The organism is Pseudomonas flavescens (genome assembly GCF_013408425.1).
GTDB lineage: Bacteria > Pseudomonadota > Gammaproteobacteria > Pseudomonadales > Pseudomonadaceae > Aquipseudomonas > Aquipseudomonas fulva_A.
This window is the reverse complement of the sequence record NZ_JACBYV010000001.1, coordinates 3,097,493-3,113,464: the sequence shown is the minus strand read 5'-3', so window position 1 is coordinate 3,113,464 and position 15,972 is coordinate 3,097,493. Positions and strand designations below refer to the sequence as shown.

Genomic DNA, 15,972 nt, shown 5'->3' with positions numbered 1-15,972 from the left:
CTTCGAAGTGGCAACGCCCACAGACTCAGAGACAAGAACCGGATCGATCAGAATGCAGCTCGATATTTTCCAGGTGGATGCGTTTTCTTCCGAGGCGTTCGGTGGCAATCCTGCGGCAGTTTGTCCGCTTCAGGCCTGGCTGCCTGATGAAGCACTGCAACGAATCGCCGCAGAGAACAACCTGTCCGAGACGGCCTACTTCGTTCGTAGCGGTGAGGTGTTCGAGCTACGTTGGTTTACGCCTGCGGTGGAAGTCGACCTGTGTGGCCACGCCACCCTGGCAGCCGCCTGGGTGTTGTTCGAGCAGCTTGGTGAAAGCCGTGATACGGTGCGCTTCTCCACCCGCAGCGGTGAATTACGGGTACGCCGCGACAGCGGGCGCTTGGCGATGGACTTCCCGGCCAAACAACCCGAAGCCGCAGCTGTTCCGCCCGGCCTTTTGCAAGCGCTGGGGCTGGAGCGAATCGATGCGCTTTATCGCACAGATGATTACCTGGTCGTTGTCGAGAATGAAGCCATCGTTGCCGCTTTGAATCCCGACTTCGTTGCTCTGACCGAATTCGACGTGCGTGGCATCGCGGTCACCGCGCCGAGTCATCGCTTCGATTTTGTCTCTCGCTGGTTCGGGCCGAGGGTGGGCGTGAATGAAGACCCGGTCACGGGCTCCGCTCACACTTCTCTGGCGCCCTATTGGGCCGGGCGCCTGGGCAAACGCCGCCTGAGTGCTGAACAGGGTGGGGCGCGCAAGGGCCGTTTGCACTGTGAGGTTCTGGACAGCGGCAGGGTGATAATCAGTGGGCACGGTGCACTGTACTTGCGCGGCACTATTTTCATCTGAGGTCAGTGCATGCAGAGTCAGTCATACTCTGAGTAGTTAGTCGGCTGCAAAGATAAGAGCTTGAGGCGACCAAGCTCAATGCTTGCAGTGAGGCCTAGTTGCATGATGAGGCAAAATATCCAAGCTCTCTTGTTGATAGAGAGCGGGCAAAAAATAATTCCCGAGAGGTCTTCGAACTCAAGAAGTTTGGCTTTGCCGTATGGTCGGATGTGCAAGCAGGCGCTGCTATAACAGGAGCGATATTTTCGGGGAATTTCGTCGCGCTGGGCTTGGGTTCGCACAGTGAAATTCCAGAAATTATTGATGAAGTTCGTTAACTGGACTACATCAAGGTCTTGGCGCCGAGCTCAATGCCACGGCATTCCAGGTTGACGGTCAAGAGCGCCTGACGACTTCTGAGCTTGGACAGGTTCTGCCACGGACGTGCAAGGCGATGCGCACGTAACAGGATAAAGTCACATGCTCTAGTTGCGGTCTTTGCTACGAGCCGGCGTCAATCTTTGCTGCGCGGGCAGGCCGTCTTGATAGCCTTGTTTATCGGTAAGCAGCAGCCTGGCTTGTGTGCCCCAGCCGCCAATGAAAATGTCGGTCTTGCCGTCGCCATCGAGGTCGCCAGAGCCCATGCTCCAGCTTCGGCCAACGGTAATGCCAGGTACCGCGTCAAGCGTGACATCCTTGAAGAAGCCCTTGCCATCATTCTGCCAAGCCCTCAACTGCAGCGGCACGAACCCAGGTACCTGAATCGCGCCGGCGAGAATATCCGGGGCACCGTCGTTGTTGAAGTCGACTATCTTGCCCGCCCAGCTCGAGAAGCGGTGCGCTGGCAGGCGTTCGGCGGTTTCGTCAATGAAGCGGCCTTTACCGTCATTGATCAGAAGCCGTGTCTGAGGATCTTTGTCCCAGCCGAAGTTATTGCTCGTAATGTTGAAGAACAGAATGTCATTGAGGCCATCTCCGTTCGCATCGAAAACCTGCACTTCGCGGGTTTCCATCGGCACTTGCAGATCAAGCCGATCAGATGCGTCGGTGAACCGGCCTTGTCCATCGTTGATCAGCAATCGGTTTGGATGGGCCGGGCTCGCGATCACCATGTCCAGATGGCCGTCGCCGGTCATATCGGCAAGTGCAATGCTTTCCGTCTGATCATTGCTATCGGGGAGGTGTGTTTTCGTGGCGTCGATGAAGTGCCCTGGGCGCTTCGGATCGTTGAGGAAGAGCAGGTTGCTAGCCGGAATGATCTGCGCATCTGGCGTGTGCCCCGTTTCGCCTGTACTGCCCACCACGATATCAGGCAATCCGTCGCCGTTTACGTCGCCGACTGCCAATCCATTACCTTGGCTATGTGCCGGGAGACGCTCGCTGGCATCTATAAAACCACCTTTGCCATCACCCAGAAACAGTTGGTGTACCTCATCGGATTCAGCGACGAAAACCACATCCATATTGCCGTCGCCGTCGAAGTCGGCAGCTCTCACATGCTCGTTGTCATGAGGCTCTGTCCCAAAGGCATCGGGCACGTAAGTCAGTCGCCCGGTGCCATCGTTCAAATAAAGCCTGTTAACCCCGTACTCGACGGAAACCACCACGTCCAAATGCCCGTCATTGTCGACGTCGATAAATACCGAGTCGGTAGCGTGAAGACTGGGGGCGATGGGAACATGAGTTGCCGTGGCGTCGACATAAGCGGAGGAGGGGCTCTCGGGAATCAGTATGAACGCGTCGGAAGCGGGGTTTCTTGTTCCGTCCTGAGCTCCCGCAGCTCCCGCCATTACGGTGACTGATGCGAGGAGCGTAATGGGTGATTTTAGAAAGCGTCTCATCATCGTGATCGATCCTCCGCAGGCCATGGCATTGGCACATAGTGAGCAAAGACTCTAACCCGCATGAGCCGCTGTGATTAGCCGCTTGAACACACTTGGACTTATGACGGTAAGTCATAAATTTTTGCTGGGAGCTATCATCCGTTCTTCGGTTCTGGCCGTGGATGACTCGCGGTTTGAGTGGTGGGGTATGACGGGGAGTCATTAATCATGCAGGACGAACTTGGCAGCCTGGCTGCCTTCGTGGCGGTGGCGCAATTGAACAGTTTTACCCGGGCCGCTGGGCGCCTCGGGACGTCTCAGTCCGCGTTGAGTCATAAAATCCGTCGCCTCGAAGGTAGACTCGGCATCCGCCTGCTAAGCCGAACCACTCGCAGTGTTGCACCCACTGAAGCTGGCGCTCGTCTGCTGGAAACGCTTGGTCCGGCGCTGGAGGATATACATCGGCAACTGGGTGCGTTGACGGGGGCTGCTGACCAGCCGGCAGGTACGGTGAGGATCACCTCCGCGGATCATGCTGCAGAGACCATTGTCTGGCCTGCTGTACACACGCTGCTTTCTGATTACCCCGATCTCAACATCGAGCTCGATGTGGACAATGGTTTTGTCGACATAGTCGCGGAGCGCTACGACGCCGGTATTCGCCTTGGCGCCAACCTGGACAAGGACATGGTTGCCGTTCCCATTGGGCCACCGGAGCAGTTGGTGGTGGTGGGTGCGCCTTCTTATTTCTCCACATGCCCCAAGCCCGAAACTCCTTTCGAGCTTTCGTCCCACCGATGCATCAATCGTCGCCTGCCCACCTTGGGCGGCGCATCAATGTGGGAGTTCGCGCGGGACGGTCAGCCGCTGAAGGTCAGAGTATCCGGCCAGCTGTCGTTGAACAGGCCTGAGTTGATAATTCAAGCCGCCATGTCAGGGCTCGGTTTGGCTTGCTTGTTGAGATCGCAAGTTGAGGCGCAGATCAAGGCGGGGAGTCTGCTACCGATTCTGCAGCAGTGGTGCCCATCATTTGCTGGGTATCATCTCTACTACCCAAGCCGGAGGCAGAATACAGCTGCTTTCCAGCTTCTTGTCGCAGCCCTGCGATACCACGAAAATTAGCCGCTGCAGAAGGACATTGGTGCTAACACGAGGCTGTGATTGAGAGGTGATCGTTGCAGCAATATGCAGCGCTTGAGCGATTAATCCGCGAGTCACGGCGCTTGGTGATAACGCAGCGCGTTGATTACCAGAGTGAGTGCCGGCGAGACCTGTCGCCTGCTAGCGTAGTAAATGTGGTAGCCGGGGAACGTGGCGCACCAGTCTTCGAGTAGCGGCTCTAGCTCCCCGGACTTGAAATGCTGCTCCAGAATATCGAATGGCGCATAGACCAGCCCCCGGCCATCAATAGCTGCTTTGATCATGAGAAACGCGTTATTGAAGATGACCTGCCCTTCCACGCGAACACTGAGCTCGTTGCCATCTTTTTCAAACTCCCAGGCATAAAGGCCGCCGTAGGTAGGCAGCCGCAGGTTAATGCAATCGAACTCGGTCAGCTCATGGGGGGAGGCCGGTGGACGTTTCCCCTCCAAGTATTTAGGCGCCGCGCCTATTGCCATCCGCATGTCCGGCGCGATGCGCGTAGCAATCATGTCTTTATCTACGCTGTCGCCAAGCCTGACGCCGGCGTTGAAACGTTGGGCCGCGATATCGGTAAAGCCGTAGTCCGCGCTGAACTCGATCTGGATGTCCGGGTATTCTTCCAGCAACGGCAGCAGCCTGGGCCACAGCACGGTTTGGATTGAATGGTCATTTGCCGTGATGCGCACCATCCCGGCGGGCTTCTCGCGCAAAGCGGTCAGGCTCGCGAGCTCCTCTTCAATCTCACTGATTCTCGGCGCGACAGCACTCAATAAGCGCGCGCCCGCTTCAGTGGTCGAAACGCTGCGCGTGGTGCGTGTCAGCAATTGCATGCCGAGCAGTTCTTCCAGCGCGCGCATTTTGTGGCTCAAGGCGGAGCGCGATATACCCAGCTGCGCCGCTGCCCTTGTGAAGCTCCGCTCCCGCGCCGTAGTCGCGAACGCTAACAAATCATTGAGATTGGGCTTTGCCATTGGTGAGCTCAGTGCACTAGTGCGTTCCGTTTTTACCATCTTATCAGCAAGTGCATTAAGCCCTAGTGTGATTAGGCAGCATTACGCTTGGCGGTAGAGGTTGTATCCAGGGTTCTTTAGGAGTGGTTGCCGCCGCCGCCAGACTGCCATTTGCCGAAGCACCAGAACGCATCACGGTGCCCCATTCCAAGCAGGTTAGGCGATGTTTACAGGAGAGTTGTCATGTCCACCCCCTTAGTAAGATTTGCCTTATGCGCTGCAGCGCTTCATGTCGGCGCGTCGAACGCTGCGGGTGAAGAACCTGCAAGCGATTCGAGCCAGCAGATAGTCAGAGCCGGCAGCGAAGCATCGATCGTTGGGCCTGCGGAGTATTTCACCGGCCCGGTTCGTATCGACATGATCTGGCCGGCCGAGGGCGGCATCAATGTGTCGGGAGCGCTGGTGACGTTCGAGCCTGGATCTCGCTCTGCCTGGCATACCCATCCCGTTGGCCAGCGTTTGTCAGTGGTCTCGGGTGTCGGACTCACTCAGGAGTGGGGTAAGCCGATCCAGGAGATTCGCCCGGGTGATGTCGTGTATTGCCCGCCAGGTGTGAAGCACTGGCATGGAGCATCACCGAAAACGGCCATGACGCATTTGGCGGTTACCGGTGTGCAGGCGGATGGAAAAAATGTCGAATGGATGGAGAAAGTCAGCGATGACCAATACCACGCTCACTAAGTGCAGCAGAATCTGCATGCTGGCTGTTGGCGGCTTGTTAAGCCTGTCCACGGCCGTCAGCCAAGCCGCTCCCGCAACAAACTCGGATCGCGCCCGAAGCAGCACGCAATCCACTTCCGAGACACTTTCCGCCCAGCAGCAGGCGATCATTCCCATCGCGGCCTTCGCGGCAGCAGGCAACATCCCTAAGTTGGAAGAAGCGCTAAACCAGGGCCTTGATGATGGGCTCTCGATTAGCGACGTCAAAGAAGTGCTGGTGCAGTCATACGCCTACGCTGGATTTCCCCGCAGTCTGAATGCGTTGGGCAAGCTGATGGAGGTTGTGGAGTCACGCAAAGAGCGTGGCATTAAGGACAACCCGGGGCGTGAGCCAAGTCGCGAGATCCCCACCGGTGACGCGTTGCTGGAAGCCGGTACTGCAAACCAGACCAAGTTGGTAGGCCAGCGGGTAGAAGGGGCATTGTTCGAGTTTGCGCCTGCCGCTGATACCTACCTGAAGACCCACCTGTTTGGTGACATCTTCGAGCGGGACAACCTGGACTGGCAAAGCCGCGAACTGGCAACCGTCAGCTTTTTATCTGCACTTCCTGGCGTGGAGTCCCAGCTTCAATCCCACATCCGCATCAGCCGGAATGTTGGCCTTACCACAGGTCAGCTGAGTCAGGCGGCGCAGGTATTGACCGAGCGCGTAGGCGCCGACAACGGGCAGCGTACTCGCGATGCCATAGCAGCAACGCTAGATAATTCCGCGGGTTGATCCGCGGTTGCTATCTCGCCGCGAATCTTCATTAGAACGAGCGGTTAAGGCCCAACCTTGGTACGAACCACGGTTGGGCCTCTATCAGCTGTGGCGGTGAATCCAGCGCCATCGTACTTGGATCCCGACCTGGCGATACCTTAAATACTCAAGGATTCACATGCATAACCTGATTTCGCGGCGTTGCCTTTTGGCCACCTTCGCGCTTGTCGGAGGGCTTTGCGCCACTCTTCCAAGTCAAGCCGATGAGCGTCTTGCTATCGACTTAACATCTGGCCCCATCATTGGCACAGCAGCCGGGGGCATCGAGTCCTGGCAAGGGATTCCATATGCCGAGCCACCGGTGGCGGATCTGCGCTGGCAGCCGCCGCAGCCTGCCAAACACTGGACGGCTCCCATCAAGGCTAACGCATTGGCAAGCAGCTGCGTGCAGAGTGCGGACTTAGGTGTTTTCGCCAAAGCGGGTGGAAGTGAGGATTGCCTTTATCTCAACGTCTATCGAGATGCGAATGCCAGCAACGGCGGCCAGAAACTGCCTGTTTTCGTTTGGATACATGGAGGTGCTCTTCAAGTCGGCCAAGGCGGCGATTACGACCCGAGCAAACTTGCCAAGCAGGGTAACGCGGTGGTGGTAACGCTCAACTACCGCTTGGGTGTATTCGGCTTCCTCGCACACCCTGCACTCGATAGTGAAGGGCATGACTTCGGCAATTACGGCCTGATGGATCAGCAAGCTGCCCTGCAGTGGGTGCAAAGCAATATTGCAGCCTTTGGCGGAGATCCTTCCAACGTAACGATTGCTGGTGAGTCATCTGGCGGCAATAGCGTAATGGTGCATATGGCCTCCCCGCAGTCGGCCGGGCTGTTTCAACACGCGATTGCGATGAGCGGCGGCGGTGTAATGACCCGGCATCCGGCGTTCGGTGCCCCGCGGCCGTTGGCGGTTGCGCGAGAAGTCGGCGCAGCCTTTGCGAAAGGGGCCGGTTGCGACACCGGTGGGGCCAATTGCCTGCGCGCGTTACCGAGCAAGCGAATCCTCGACATTCAGGCTCCATTCGCGCTCAACGAATTCATCGTTGATGGGAAATCGCTGCCGATGCATCCATCCGATGCCTACCGTACAGGGAAAATCAACCGTGCCACGTTGGTCAACGGGAGCACCCGCGATGAGGGGCGATTTTTCGTCGCACTGCCAGAGCTGATGACCGGCAAGGTGATGAAGGAGGCGGACTACCCCGTAGAGGTCGAGCGCATGTATGGGAAGGCGCTGGCACCAAAGGTCTTGCTCGAGTATCCCTTCGAAAACTATGAAAGCCCAAGTGAGGCGTTCGCCGCAGCTGCCACTGACAGCATGTTCGCTTGCACCGGCCTTGAGATGAGTCGAGTTCTGACAGACAAGATCCCCGTATACGCCTATGAGTTTGGTGATCGAACCGCGCCGTCATATGTCGGGCCTACCTCGTTCCCGATGCTTGCAGCCCATACCTACGAGCTGCCTTACCTATTCCCCGGTTTTCGCGGTGGCGGTGACGTGCAGGTCAAGCTCAATCCCTTGCAGGAGAGGCTCTCCGACCAGATGGTCGCTCACTTCTCAAACGTCGCTGCGCTTGCTGGCAAGCAGAGCGACTGGCCGCGCTTTGATCCCAGGCAGGACAACGTCATGACCTTTGCACTGCCTACTGCAAAGTTGGTGTCCGGCCGCTTCGCAGGCACGCACCACTGTGAGTTTTGGGATCAGACCGGGGTGTACTGATCGCCTGAAGCGATTGTTGTAATCAGTAACGGAGACAGACTATGAAAAAGCGAACTCTAGGCATCGGCAAGCTCGAGGTCTCGGAAATCGGCTTAGGTTGCATGGGCCTGACCTTTGGCTACGGCCCTGCGGCCGCGAAGGATGAAGCCATCACGCTCATTCGGTCGGCGCATGATCTTGGCGTCACGTTCTTCGATACCGCAGAAGCCTATGGTGCGCAAAACGAGGAGTGGCTCGGAGAAGCCGTAGCCCCGTTTCGTGACAAGGTCGTTTTGGCAACCAAGTTCGGTTGGAAGGACGGCAATGCTGCTACCGGTGAGCTGGACAGCCGCCCTGAACGCATCCGTCTAGTCGCCGAGCAGTCGCTGAAGCGTCTTCGGACAGATCGAATTGATCTGTTCTACCAGCACAGGGTTGATCCGCAGGTTCCAATCGAAGAAGTGGCTGGCGCAGTCAGAGACCTGATCGAAGAGGGCAAGGTTGGCCATTTCGGGCTATCCGAAGCCGGGAGCGCGACGATCCGCCGTGCGCACGCGGTGCAACCTGTGGCAGCACTCCAAAGCGAGTACTCCATGTTCACCAGAGACCCAGAGGCAGTGATCCTTCCGACGCTAATTGAGCTGGGAATCGGCTTCGTACCTTTCAGCCCCTTAGGCAAGGGATTTCTCAGCGCGAAGATCGACGCAGATACTCAATTTGGAAGCGGCGACATCCGCAATACGTTGCCGCGCTTTCAGGGTGATGCACGCATTGCCAATCAACAAATCGCTGAAGCAATTAGCGTCATTGCGCAGCGAAAGAAGGCAACACCCGCTCAAGTGGCACTGGCATGGCTTCTCGCTCAGCAACCGTCGATTGTGCCTATTCCTGGAACGACTAAACTGCATCGTTTGCAGGAGAACGTAGGGGCGACCCAGGTACATCTCAGCGAAGCAGAGATGCTGGAAATCGGCAGCATTCTCGAAAGGCACCTTGTTCAGGGTGAACGCTATACAGAACAAGGTATGCAGCTAGTTGATACTACGTCCGCCTAAACCTCCCTGCTGACGATAGGGCCACTGACATAACCGCCGGTGATGACTGTGATGCCTGTTGGTGAAGGTTTCAGGGCTTTAGCACGATGACTAGCCGAACCGTACAAACGTATTCGCCGACGGAAGTGGGGCATGGTCCGAATGCCGTGGCGATTACCGTGGATGGGGAGGGGCGTGACATTGTCTCTAAACATGCCCACCCCCTCCCTGCACCTCGCACAGCGCCTGGCGATAGAGCACCACCATCTCTTCGAGCAGGTCCTTTGCGAACAGCGCGGCGGCGTGCACTAGCAGGCCTTCGGGGTGTTCGCCTTTCTTGCGGATCAGTTCGTCGAATATGTCGGCCAGCAAGCTGGCACGCAGTTCGGCGTCACCCTGGGTATCGCGAGGGGGTGGTGGGCAGGTTTTCGGAATGGGGCTTTGCCGTCTGGGGAAACGAACGACCGGGCTGCGTGGTTCAGCCATGGCGCACCTCCTGGCTGGAGGCGAAGGGTGTCAGTGTGCAGGTAGGGTGGTGCCCTAGCGTAAAAGCTGGATGGCGCATTTTCCTTATGCTCCCTGGTTTGCTTAAGGAGCTGCCACCGATCGTTCTGACTCGATTTGGGTGGCAGACCGTACGGGGGTCAGAAACCGGAAACCAGGGGAACCGGCCAGGCCGAAGCCTGCCCCGCACGGCCTGCCATAAAGACGCAAGCGAGCATGTACATGCCCACTAGGCTATAGCGCTAGTGCGTTCCTGATTTCTCGGGTTCTGACGCCCGGTCGCGGGATAGACCGTGACCGGCGCACTCTAGCTCGCAGGTTTGGCGATGGCAACCTTGCGGCCTCACCAGTGCGCTCGCTTTCCTTTGCACGAGCAGGGCCCTCGAGGGTGTTGATCAGCGCAAGCGTTGATGGCGCAGCGCGAGGGACCAGATGCGGTGCTCGCAGCGCGGGCAGGTTGCCTGCTGCTGGTTTTCGATGCGTTGCGCATGGCCGCAGCGGACACAGGCATAGACGTCATCACGCGGCACCTGCTCGTACTCGGGGCGGTGCTCGGGTGGCAGCACCGACAATCCTGGCTTGATGGCCTCGGGTGGGTAGAAATACAGGCTGACATCGCCGTCGGTCTCCAGAATGCCAAGGCGAACCTGGCCGAGGTGCTCGACGCCTTGCTGGCGAAGCTCCATGAAGAACTCTTCGGGGGATATGTTCAGGTGATCCAGGCTGTTGAGCTCGTACAGCCCGCCCTGGATGATCGTTACCGGTTTGCCTTCCATCCAGTCCGAGAACCGCTCGCTATGGCTCATCACCAACACGGTGACGCGGTAGAGCAGCAGCAAGGTGACGAAGACCATCGCCACCGGCAGCAGGGGCACGTCGTCGTAGAACGACACGTCGCCCGCGGCCGAGCCCAGCGTCAGGATCACCACCAGCTCGAACAGCGAAAGCTGCCGAATGCCGCGCCGGCCACTGACCTTCAAGAACAGAAAAACCACCACGAAAGCGAACAGCGCGCGGAAGGCCACTTCCCCCAGAAACAGATAGGGGAAATCACCCAGCAGCATGCGCTGCCAATCGAATGCACTCATCAGCCGCTCCGTGAAGGTTTCTGTATGAGGTTGAGACCTGCAGGATGGGAAATGGGTCGGGTGGCGTTATGCGTTGCGCTGGAGGGCCTGGCCGAGCGGCTCCACTGGTCGCGGGGCCGTGGACAGAGCGAACCAGAGGTTTTTAGCGTGAAAACGTGGCCATTCGACAGGATGCCGACGCCTGGGGCGCAGACCCTGTGAAAGGAATATTAAATGTTATGGTATAACGTTTTTAGCTTATGTCATGGCCATACACAATCAGGGAATTCTGCTTCATGTACGCATCTGCGAATCGCAGCAACGTTTGGGTTTTTAGTGGTGCAGCACTGGTCTGCGTGGTGTCGTGCGCATCGGTTGCAGCGGAAGGTGAAGCCGATGGGGTCACCGAGCTAGGTGCAATCGAAGTCGTAGGGGAGGGCGGTAATCTGGATCGTGCCAGACCACTGGCGCGTGGCAGGGTAAGCAACGCATCGCAAAGCCTTCCGGCTGCGGTCACCACGATCACGGATGAGGACATTCGCACGCTCAATGTCGACCGCGATATCTCCAACATCTACCGCCGTGTACCAGGGGTGGTAGCCAACAACATCGACCAGGGCGACACCGGCAATGGCTTCCGTATGCGCGGCTTCACCACCAACGGTACCCATGGCGCCGACGTGGCGGTATACGTCGACGGCGTACCGCAGAACATTCCGTCCAGCCAGGGTGGTGCCGGTCACGGCCCGGTTTTCCTCGAATGGCTGACACCTCAGATGATCAAGCGCGTCGATATTATCAAGGGCCCGGTATCGGCGCTGTATGGCGACCAGAACCGTGCAGGTGCGGTGAATATCGAAACGCTCGATGGGGGGGACGTGGCGTCGAGCATTGGTGTGGACCTCGCCAGCTTCGATGGTCGCCGAACCAACCTGGTGCTGGGCGGCGAGCATGAAGGTTTCCAATCGTTGTTCGTGGCGGATATCTACAAGACCAATGGTTATCGCAAGGCCGCTGAGACCAACCGCGACAACTACTTCTGGAAGCTTTCCAAGGTCTTTGGCGATGCGAAGTATTCGGCGCGCTTCAGCCACTACGAGTCGGATTTCAAGAACGATGGCTACCTCAATTTACCCGCGCTCAAGGCCGGAACGATCAGCCGCCGTGATACCGATAACCTGTATGGGTTCGGCAACGCCAACCGAAACACCTACGTCTTCAATCGCGCACCTGCTGAGGGAGAAGAGGGGCTTTACTACACGGCGTACTTCGAGGATTTCAAGCGTGTGCGCGGCATTTCCAATGGCACCAACACCCACAATTACGGCAAGGATGATCGTGACATCTACGGTGGTCGCCTGGCCTACAACTTCGTCTACGAAGACTCGGCATCGCTGATGGTCGGCGCCGACGTGCGCCGAGACAAGGGTGATGCCTACCGTCAGCAGTACCGCAACTTCGAGCCCACCCCCAATTTCTACTTCGACTTCGATCAGGATCTGATCACTTACGGCGTGTTTGCCCAAGGACAGTACAAGCCGCTCGATTCCCTGAAGGTGTTAGGCGGTATTCGCTATGACCGCTTCGATTACGACATCGAAAACCTCAAGTTCCGCAACGCCGATACCGGTTATCACAGTTCGGTGACCACACCGAAGCTGGGGCTGGTGTGGACGCCGACCGAGCAGTTCGAAGTGTTCACCAATGCTTCGCAGGGCTTCCGCTCGCCAGCTGCGGAGTACATCAGCTCCGGCAGCAGCGGCGCTCTGCCGCCCAGCGACACGGGTGGCCGAATCAATGGCAGCGTGCGACCCAGCAAGGTGACGTCCTATGACATCGGCTTCACCGTGCGTCCGACCGAGCGTTTCTCCAGCACCACCGAGTTCTATTACATTCAGAACGACAGCGAGACCTTGCAAACCTCGCCGGGAGTCTTCGAGCAGGTCAGCGACACCACGCGCAAAGGCGTGGAAACCAGCTTCAACTACCAGGCCACCTCCACAGTCAGCACCTACGCGAGTTATGGCCGGATCATCGATGCGGTGATAGACAACCCACCCAGTGGCACCGGTGACCGGCTGGTGGTGCCTGAACACACCTACAAGGCGGGGGTTCAGTATCGAGATGCTTTCATGGCGGGGCAGTTGACGCTCAATGCCGATGCGTACCACCTCACCGGCATCCCTTACTACGTGGGGACCGAGAAGAAGGAAATGCCCGTCTATACCCGGTATGACCTGCGCGCGTCCTATGACTACAGCGACTACCAGTTCAGCGTGTACGGGACTTTCCAGCCCCACCGTTACGGCACCGAAGTCGCCTATGGCACCACCAGTGGATTGGTGATCGTCCCGCAGCCTTCTACAACGTTGGGTGCGTCGGTCAGGTACTTCTTCTGACCATCGGCACACTGGTGCACGTCGCGCCATGGCTGCATGTGGGCGCCGGTCCTCGAGCCGGCTGCCCACCTCGAGTCGACTCAGTCGATTGGCATAGCGCAAGGCTGGCCGCTCCCGGCACATCACTGCTTGCAGCGGTGGTCCGAGAGGTGCTGCGTGTGATGTCTGGCTTTTGCGGGCCGGCGGTTCGAGTGCGCTGATGGCCGCGAAGGTGATGGGCATAGTTGAGCTTGCAGGCGATCAGATCATTGCGTGGCGAGATTACTTCGATGTGAACTTCGCTCAGAAGATCTCCGATAGCCAGTAAGTAGGTCGTGCCGCGACCGTGCCTCCCGCGGATTACCGCTTTGCGTCGATCCTCGAAATGCCCTCCAATTCACCTGGTTGGCGATGGCGGGCACTTTCAGGTGTGGTTCCGCTCGCATCTCCTTCGCACGGTGCCCAGCAGATGACAACGCGTCGATTCGCTCGCGATGCCTCTCTGATGAGCGTCTTCGAATGCGTGACGCCAGCAGCTCGCCAATAACGCCAATCAGGACGTTACCGGTGCTTGAGCATCGATCAAGCTCTGGCTCTTCAGCTCGTCCCAGAAGGCTGCGGGAATACCGACCTTCATCGCCTGGACATTGGAAACTATCTGCCCCGGCGAGCGTGCACCGGGAATGATCGCGGACACTTGCGGGTGCGCCGCTGCGAACTGTAGGGCGGCGGTATGGATATCAATGCCATGTCGGCTGGCAACCGCCATGATCCGCGCGCGTTTTTCCACCGCCCCGGCAGGCAGATCCTGGCTGAAGTTGTAGCGGCTGCGACCGCCCAGAAACCCATCATTCAGCGGTGTTCCCACCATGACGCTGGTGCCTTTGCTTTGCAATGCCGGAAAGGTGTTTCGCAGTGCATCGCCGTGGTCCAGGAGTGAATACTGGCAGGCAAGCAATACGATGTCCGGTGTCGGGTCATCGCTGGTCATTGCCTGTACCACGGCGTTGGGTGTATTGACGCCGAAGCCCCATGCCTTGATGAGGCCCTCGTCACGCATCTTTTCAAGCTCGACCATCGCGCCCGTGCGGGCGATTCGATACGCCGCTTCCCAGCCGCCCTCCAGCTCGGTGTTATCGGGTGACACGTCATGAATGAAGACGATGTCGATACGGGGCAACCCCAAGCGCTGCAAGCTGTCCTCCACGGAGCGTCGTGTACCTGCTGCGGTGTAGTCGTAGCGGTAGTTGAACGGCGCGGGCGACTTCCAGATGGCATGATCCGCCCGCTGACCACCCGCCGCCGTGAGCACGCGACCGACCTTGGTGGACACCACGTAGTCGTCTGGCGACTTGCCACGCAGAAAGCGGCCCAGGCGGTATTCGCTCAAGCCAAACCCGTAGAAGGGCGAGGTATCGTAGAGCCTGACGCCAGCGCCCCAGGCCGCCTGCAGAACTGCGTCCGCCTGCTCGTCGCTGATCGGCGCGAAGATATTGCCGATCTGCGTCCCGCCCATACCAAAGCGCTGAGACGTCATGTATCTCATCGTGTGCGAAGGCGAATTGACGGGCAGGTCAGCACGCACGAGCTGCCCCTGCGTGCGCATCACGCTTCCGCGCTCGGTCAGGGAGGTGGGCACGGTTGCTGGAACCGCCGAGCTCGCGACGCTCGAGGCCGGCAGCAGAGCAGCCGCAACGGCGCCAGCCGCCGAATAGGTAAGAAAATCTCGTCTGTCCATCCAAATTTCCTTTCGCGACTGAGTGTCCACGGATTTATCGAAGCCGGTATTGGTGCTAGAAATTAGAGCAACGAGGGGTGCTCGGGTGACCCTAATGCGCCTCATCTTTTGCACAATCCTGCCGATATGCTTGTGCTGGCCACGCACTCTCAGCAGACTCGAACAATCCGTTAACAGGGGCGCATGTGATGACGAGCGGTTCCTTCTCGCAGTTCGGTTTCGGGCACGTGCATTCCCCTACCTCGAGCGATTCCGCTCAGCCCAACGAACGCGTCCAGGCACTGCGGGGGCTTATCGATAAAGTCACCCGGCAGATTGGCTTGAACGAGGTTTGCACGACATCGATTCCAGGCCTGACCTTTTATCGAATGGCCGAACTCGGTACGCCCACTTACTGCATTTACGAGCCCTGCGTGGCCATCATCCTGCAGGGCGCGAAGGAGATCACGTTCGGTGAGGAGGCCTGTGAGTTCAGTCAGGGGGTGTTTTTCGTTACCTCGGTGGACATACCGACGTTGGCTCGGGTAACTGCAGCCAGCGAGCGAACACCTTATCTGTCCGTTGTGTTGAAGCTCGATCTTTCCATGCTCAATGAGGTAATCCAGACCCTGGAGGCACCACGGCAGGAGGCGGCTTCCGAGGCGCGGGGGTTTGCATCGGGCGCAGCGTCGGGTGAGATGCTCGACGCCTTCTCGCGACTCTGCACACTGACCGAGCGGCCGCTCGAGGCCGGCTTGATGTCGGATCTCGTCAAGCGCGAGATCTGCGTTCGGCTGCTGCTCAGTGGCGCGGGGCAGTGGTTGCGCAGCGTCACTCGCGACGGTTATCGAGACAAGGGCATCGTCAGAGCCATTGAATGGCTTAAACATCACTACGACAAACCGCTGCACGTGGCCGATCTCGCCGAGCGATCGGGAATGGCCAGCTCTACGCTGCATCACAACTTTCGCAAGCTGACAGGCACCAGCCCGGTTCAGTATCAAAAATCTCTACGGCTGCAAGCCGCGCGCAGCCTGATGTTGACCGACAGGGTCGATGTGAACACCGCTGCGCTGAGGGTCGGCTACGAAAGCGTCGCGCAATTCAGCCGCGAGTATGCACGGCGTTTCGGGGCGCCACCCTCGAGAGACATCAGGCAGGCACGGGAGCAGGGGGGCAGGCTGGACCAGCCCCATCACGCATGAGGCTCGTGTGCAGGACGACGCTGAAAATCGTCGGTCTACTCGCTCCCTCTCCATGAAGCGCCACGATCCTGAACGGCTGCAGCGCAGCGGCTGTTCCGAGCTGA

General features: G+C 58.4%; 14 protein-coding genes. 9 read left to right on the top strand and 5 right to left on the bottom strand.

Translation table 11 applies throughout. The annotated features are described in order from the left end of the window. Positions 1-52 precede the first annotated feature (52 nt). Together FHR27_RS13915 and FHR27_RS13910 are read left to right on the top strand one after the other, a co-directional pair. Complete coding sequence (locus FHR27_RS13915) at positions 53-838, top strand: PhzF family phenazine biosynthesis protein (RefSeq protein WP_042554568.1); 786 nt, start codon at positions 53-55, stop codon at positions 836-838. 98 nt (positions 839-936) lie between these two features. Then, the gene (locus FHR27_RS13910; protein ID WP_179538851.1) at positions 937-1,155 is read left to right on the top strand and encodes a hypothetical protein; all 219 of its coding nucleotides are present in this window, start codon (positions 937-939) and stop codon (positions 1,153-1,155) included. Between the two features lie 147 nt (positions 1,156-1,302). Here the strand turns inward: FHR27_RS13910 and FHR27_RS13905 are convergent, their stop codons facing one another. Then, the gene (locus tag FHR27_RS13905; RefSeq protein ID WP_179538850.1) at positions 1,303-2,661 is read right to left on the bottom strand and encodes an FG-GAP repeat domain-containing protein; all 1,359 of its coding nucleotides are present in this window, start codon (positions 2,659-2,661) and stop codon (positions 1,303-1,305) included. Positions 2,662-2,865: 204 nt separating this feature from the next. Between FHR27_RS13905 and FHR27_RS13900 the strand changes: the two genes are divergently transcribed. Beyond that, complete coding sequence (locus FHR27_RS13900; protein ID WP_042554574.1) at positions 2,866-3,762, top strand: LysR family transcriptional regulator; 897 nt, start codon at positions 2,866-2,868, stop codon at positions 3,760-3,762. A gap of 92 nt (positions 3,763-3,854) precedes the next feature. On the opposite strand, the gene FHR27_RS13895 is transcribed toward FHR27_RS13900, so the two are convergent. Next, a complete protein-coding gene (locus FHR27_RS13895) occupies positions 3,855-4,754 on the bottom strand; it encodes a LysR family transcriptional regulator (protein WP_042554567.1) in 900 nt (299 codons plus the stop codon). A gap of 222 nt (positions 4,755-4,976) precedes the next feature. On the opposite strand from FHR27_RS13895, the gene FHR27_RS13890 reads away from it, so the two are divergent. From FHR27_RS13890 to FHR27_RS13875, 4 genes are all read left to right on the top strand, one after another. Beyond that, the gene (locus FHR27_RS13890) at positions 4,977-5,474 is read left to right on the top strand and encodes a (R)-mandelonitrile lyase (RefSeq protein WP_042554566.1); all 498 of its coding nucleotides are present in this window, start codon (positions 4,977-4,979) and stop codon (positions 5,472-5,474) included. Next, positions 5,452-6,231, top strand: coding sequence for a carboxymuconolactone decarboxylase family protein (locus FHR27_RS13885; protein WP_179538848.1), 780 nt, complete (start codon positions 5,452-5,454; stop codon positions 6,229-6,231). The genes FHR27_RS13890 and FHR27_RS13885 overlap by 23 nt, the downstream gene beginning before the upstream one ends. 160 nt (positions 6,232-6,391) lie before the next feature. Continuing rightward, positions 6,392-7,984 (top strand): carboxylesterase/lipase family protein, encoded by a 1,593-nt coding sequence (locus FHR27_RS13880; RefSeq protein ID WP_179538847.1) that lies wholly within the window; start codon positions 6,392-6,394, stop codon positions 7,982-7,984. 41 nt (positions 7,985-8,025) lie between these two features. After that, the gene (locus FHR27_RS13875) at positions 8,026-9,018 is read left to right on the top strand and encodes an aldo/keto reductase (RefSeq protein WP_179538846.1); all 993 of its coding nucleotides are present in this window, start codon (positions 8,026-8,028) and stop codon (positions 9,016-9,018) included. A gap of 186 nt (positions 9,019-9,204) precedes the next feature. Here FHR27_RS13875 and FHR27_RS13870 read toward each other — a convergent pair whose 3' ends face one another. Further along, a complete protein-coding gene (locus FHR27_RS13870; protein ID WP_179538845.1) occupies positions 9,205-9,483 on the bottom strand; it encodes a hypothetical protein in 279 nt (92 codons plus the stop codon). 413 nt (positions 9,484-9,896) lie between these two features. Further along, positions 9,897-10,589 carry a DUF421 domain-containing protein gene (locus tag FHR27_RS13865; protein ID WP_042554562.1) on the bottom strand — a complete coding sequence of 231 codons (693 nt, stop codon included), beginning with the start codon at positions 10,587-10,589 and terminating at the stop codon, positions 9,897-9,899. A 275-nt stretch (positions 10,590-10,864) separates the two neighbouring features. On the opposite strand from FHR27_RS13865, the gene FHR27_RS13860 reads away from it, so the two are divergent. After that, complete coding sequence (locus FHR27_RS13860; RefSeq protein ID WP_179538844.1) at positions 10,865-12,967, top strand: TonB-dependent receptor; 2,103 nt, start codon at positions 10,865-10,867, stop codon at positions 12,965-12,967. Between the two features lie 532 nt (positions 12,968-13,499). Here the strand turns inward: FHR27_RS13860 and FHR27_RS13850 are convergent. Next, positions 13,500-14,684, bottom strand: coding sequence for an aldo/keto reductase (locus tag FHR27_RS13850; RefSeq protein WP_042554561.1), 1,185 nt, complete (start codon positions 14,682-14,684; stop codon positions 13,500-13,502). A 188-nt stretch (positions 14,685-14,872) separates the two neighbouring features. Here FHR27_RS13850 and FHR27_RS13845 point away from each other — a divergent pair, with 188 nt between their 5' ends. After that, positions 14,873-15,868 carry an AraC family transcriptional regulator gene (locus tag FHR27_RS13845; RefSeq protein ID WP_179538843.1) on the top strand — a complete coding sequence of 332 codons (996 nt, stop codon included), beginning with the start codon at positions 14,873-14,875 and terminating at the stop codon, positions 15,866-15,868. Positions 15,869-15,972 lie beyond the last annotated feature (104 nt).

Bases quoted from the DNA above. Each gene is read 5' to 3' on its own strand.
- FHR27_RS13915 (WP_042554568.1), top strand. From the start codon at position 53: ATGCAGCTCGATATTTTCCAGGTGGATGCGTTTTCTTCCGAGGCGTTC.
- FHR27_RS13905 (WP_179538850.1), bottom strand. From the start codon at position 2,661: ATGATGAGACGCTTTCTAAAATCACCCATTACGCTCCTCGCATCAGTC.
- FHR27_RS13895 (WP_042554567.1), bottom strand. From the start codon at position 4,754: ATGGCAAAGCCCAATCTCAATGATTTGTTAGCGTTCGCGACTACGGCG.
- FHR27_RS13890 (WP_042554566.1), top strand. From the start codon at position 4,977: ATGTCCACCCCCTTAGTAAGATTTGCCTTATGCGCTGCAGCGCTTCAT.
- FHR27_RS13885 (WP_179538848.1), top strand. From the start codon at position 5,452: ATGACCAATACCACGCTCACTAAGTGCAGCAGAATCTGCATGCTGGCT.
- FHR27_RS13880 (WP_179538847.1), top strand. From the start codon at position 6,392: ATGCATAACCTGATTTCGCGGCGTTGCCTTTTGGCCACCTTCGCGCTT.
- FHR27_RS13875 (WP_179538846.1), top strand. From the start codon at position 8,026: ATGAAAAAGCGAACTCTAGGCATCGGCAAGCTCGAGGTCTCGGAAATC.
- FHR27_RS13870 (WP_179538845.1), bottom strand. From the start codon at position 9,483: ATGGCTGAACCACGCAGCCCGGTCGTTCGTTTCCCCAGACGGCAAAGC.
- FHR27_RS13865 (WP_042554562.1), bottom strand. From the start codon at position 10,589: ATGAGTGCATTCGATTGGCAGCGCATGCTGCTGGGTGATTTCCCCTAT.
- FHR27_RS13860 (WP_179538844.1), top strand. From the start codon at position 10,865: ATGTACGCATCTGCGAATCGCAGCAACGTTTGGGTTTTTAGTGGTGCA.
- FHR27_RS13850 (WP_042554561.1), bottom strand. From the start codon at position 14,684: ATGGACAGACGAGATTTTCTTACCTATTCGGCGGCTGGCGCCGTTGCG.
- FHR27_RS13845 (WP_179538843.1), top strand. From the start codon at position 14,873: ATGACGAGCGGTTCCTTCTCGCAGTTCGGTTTCGGGCACGTGCATTCC.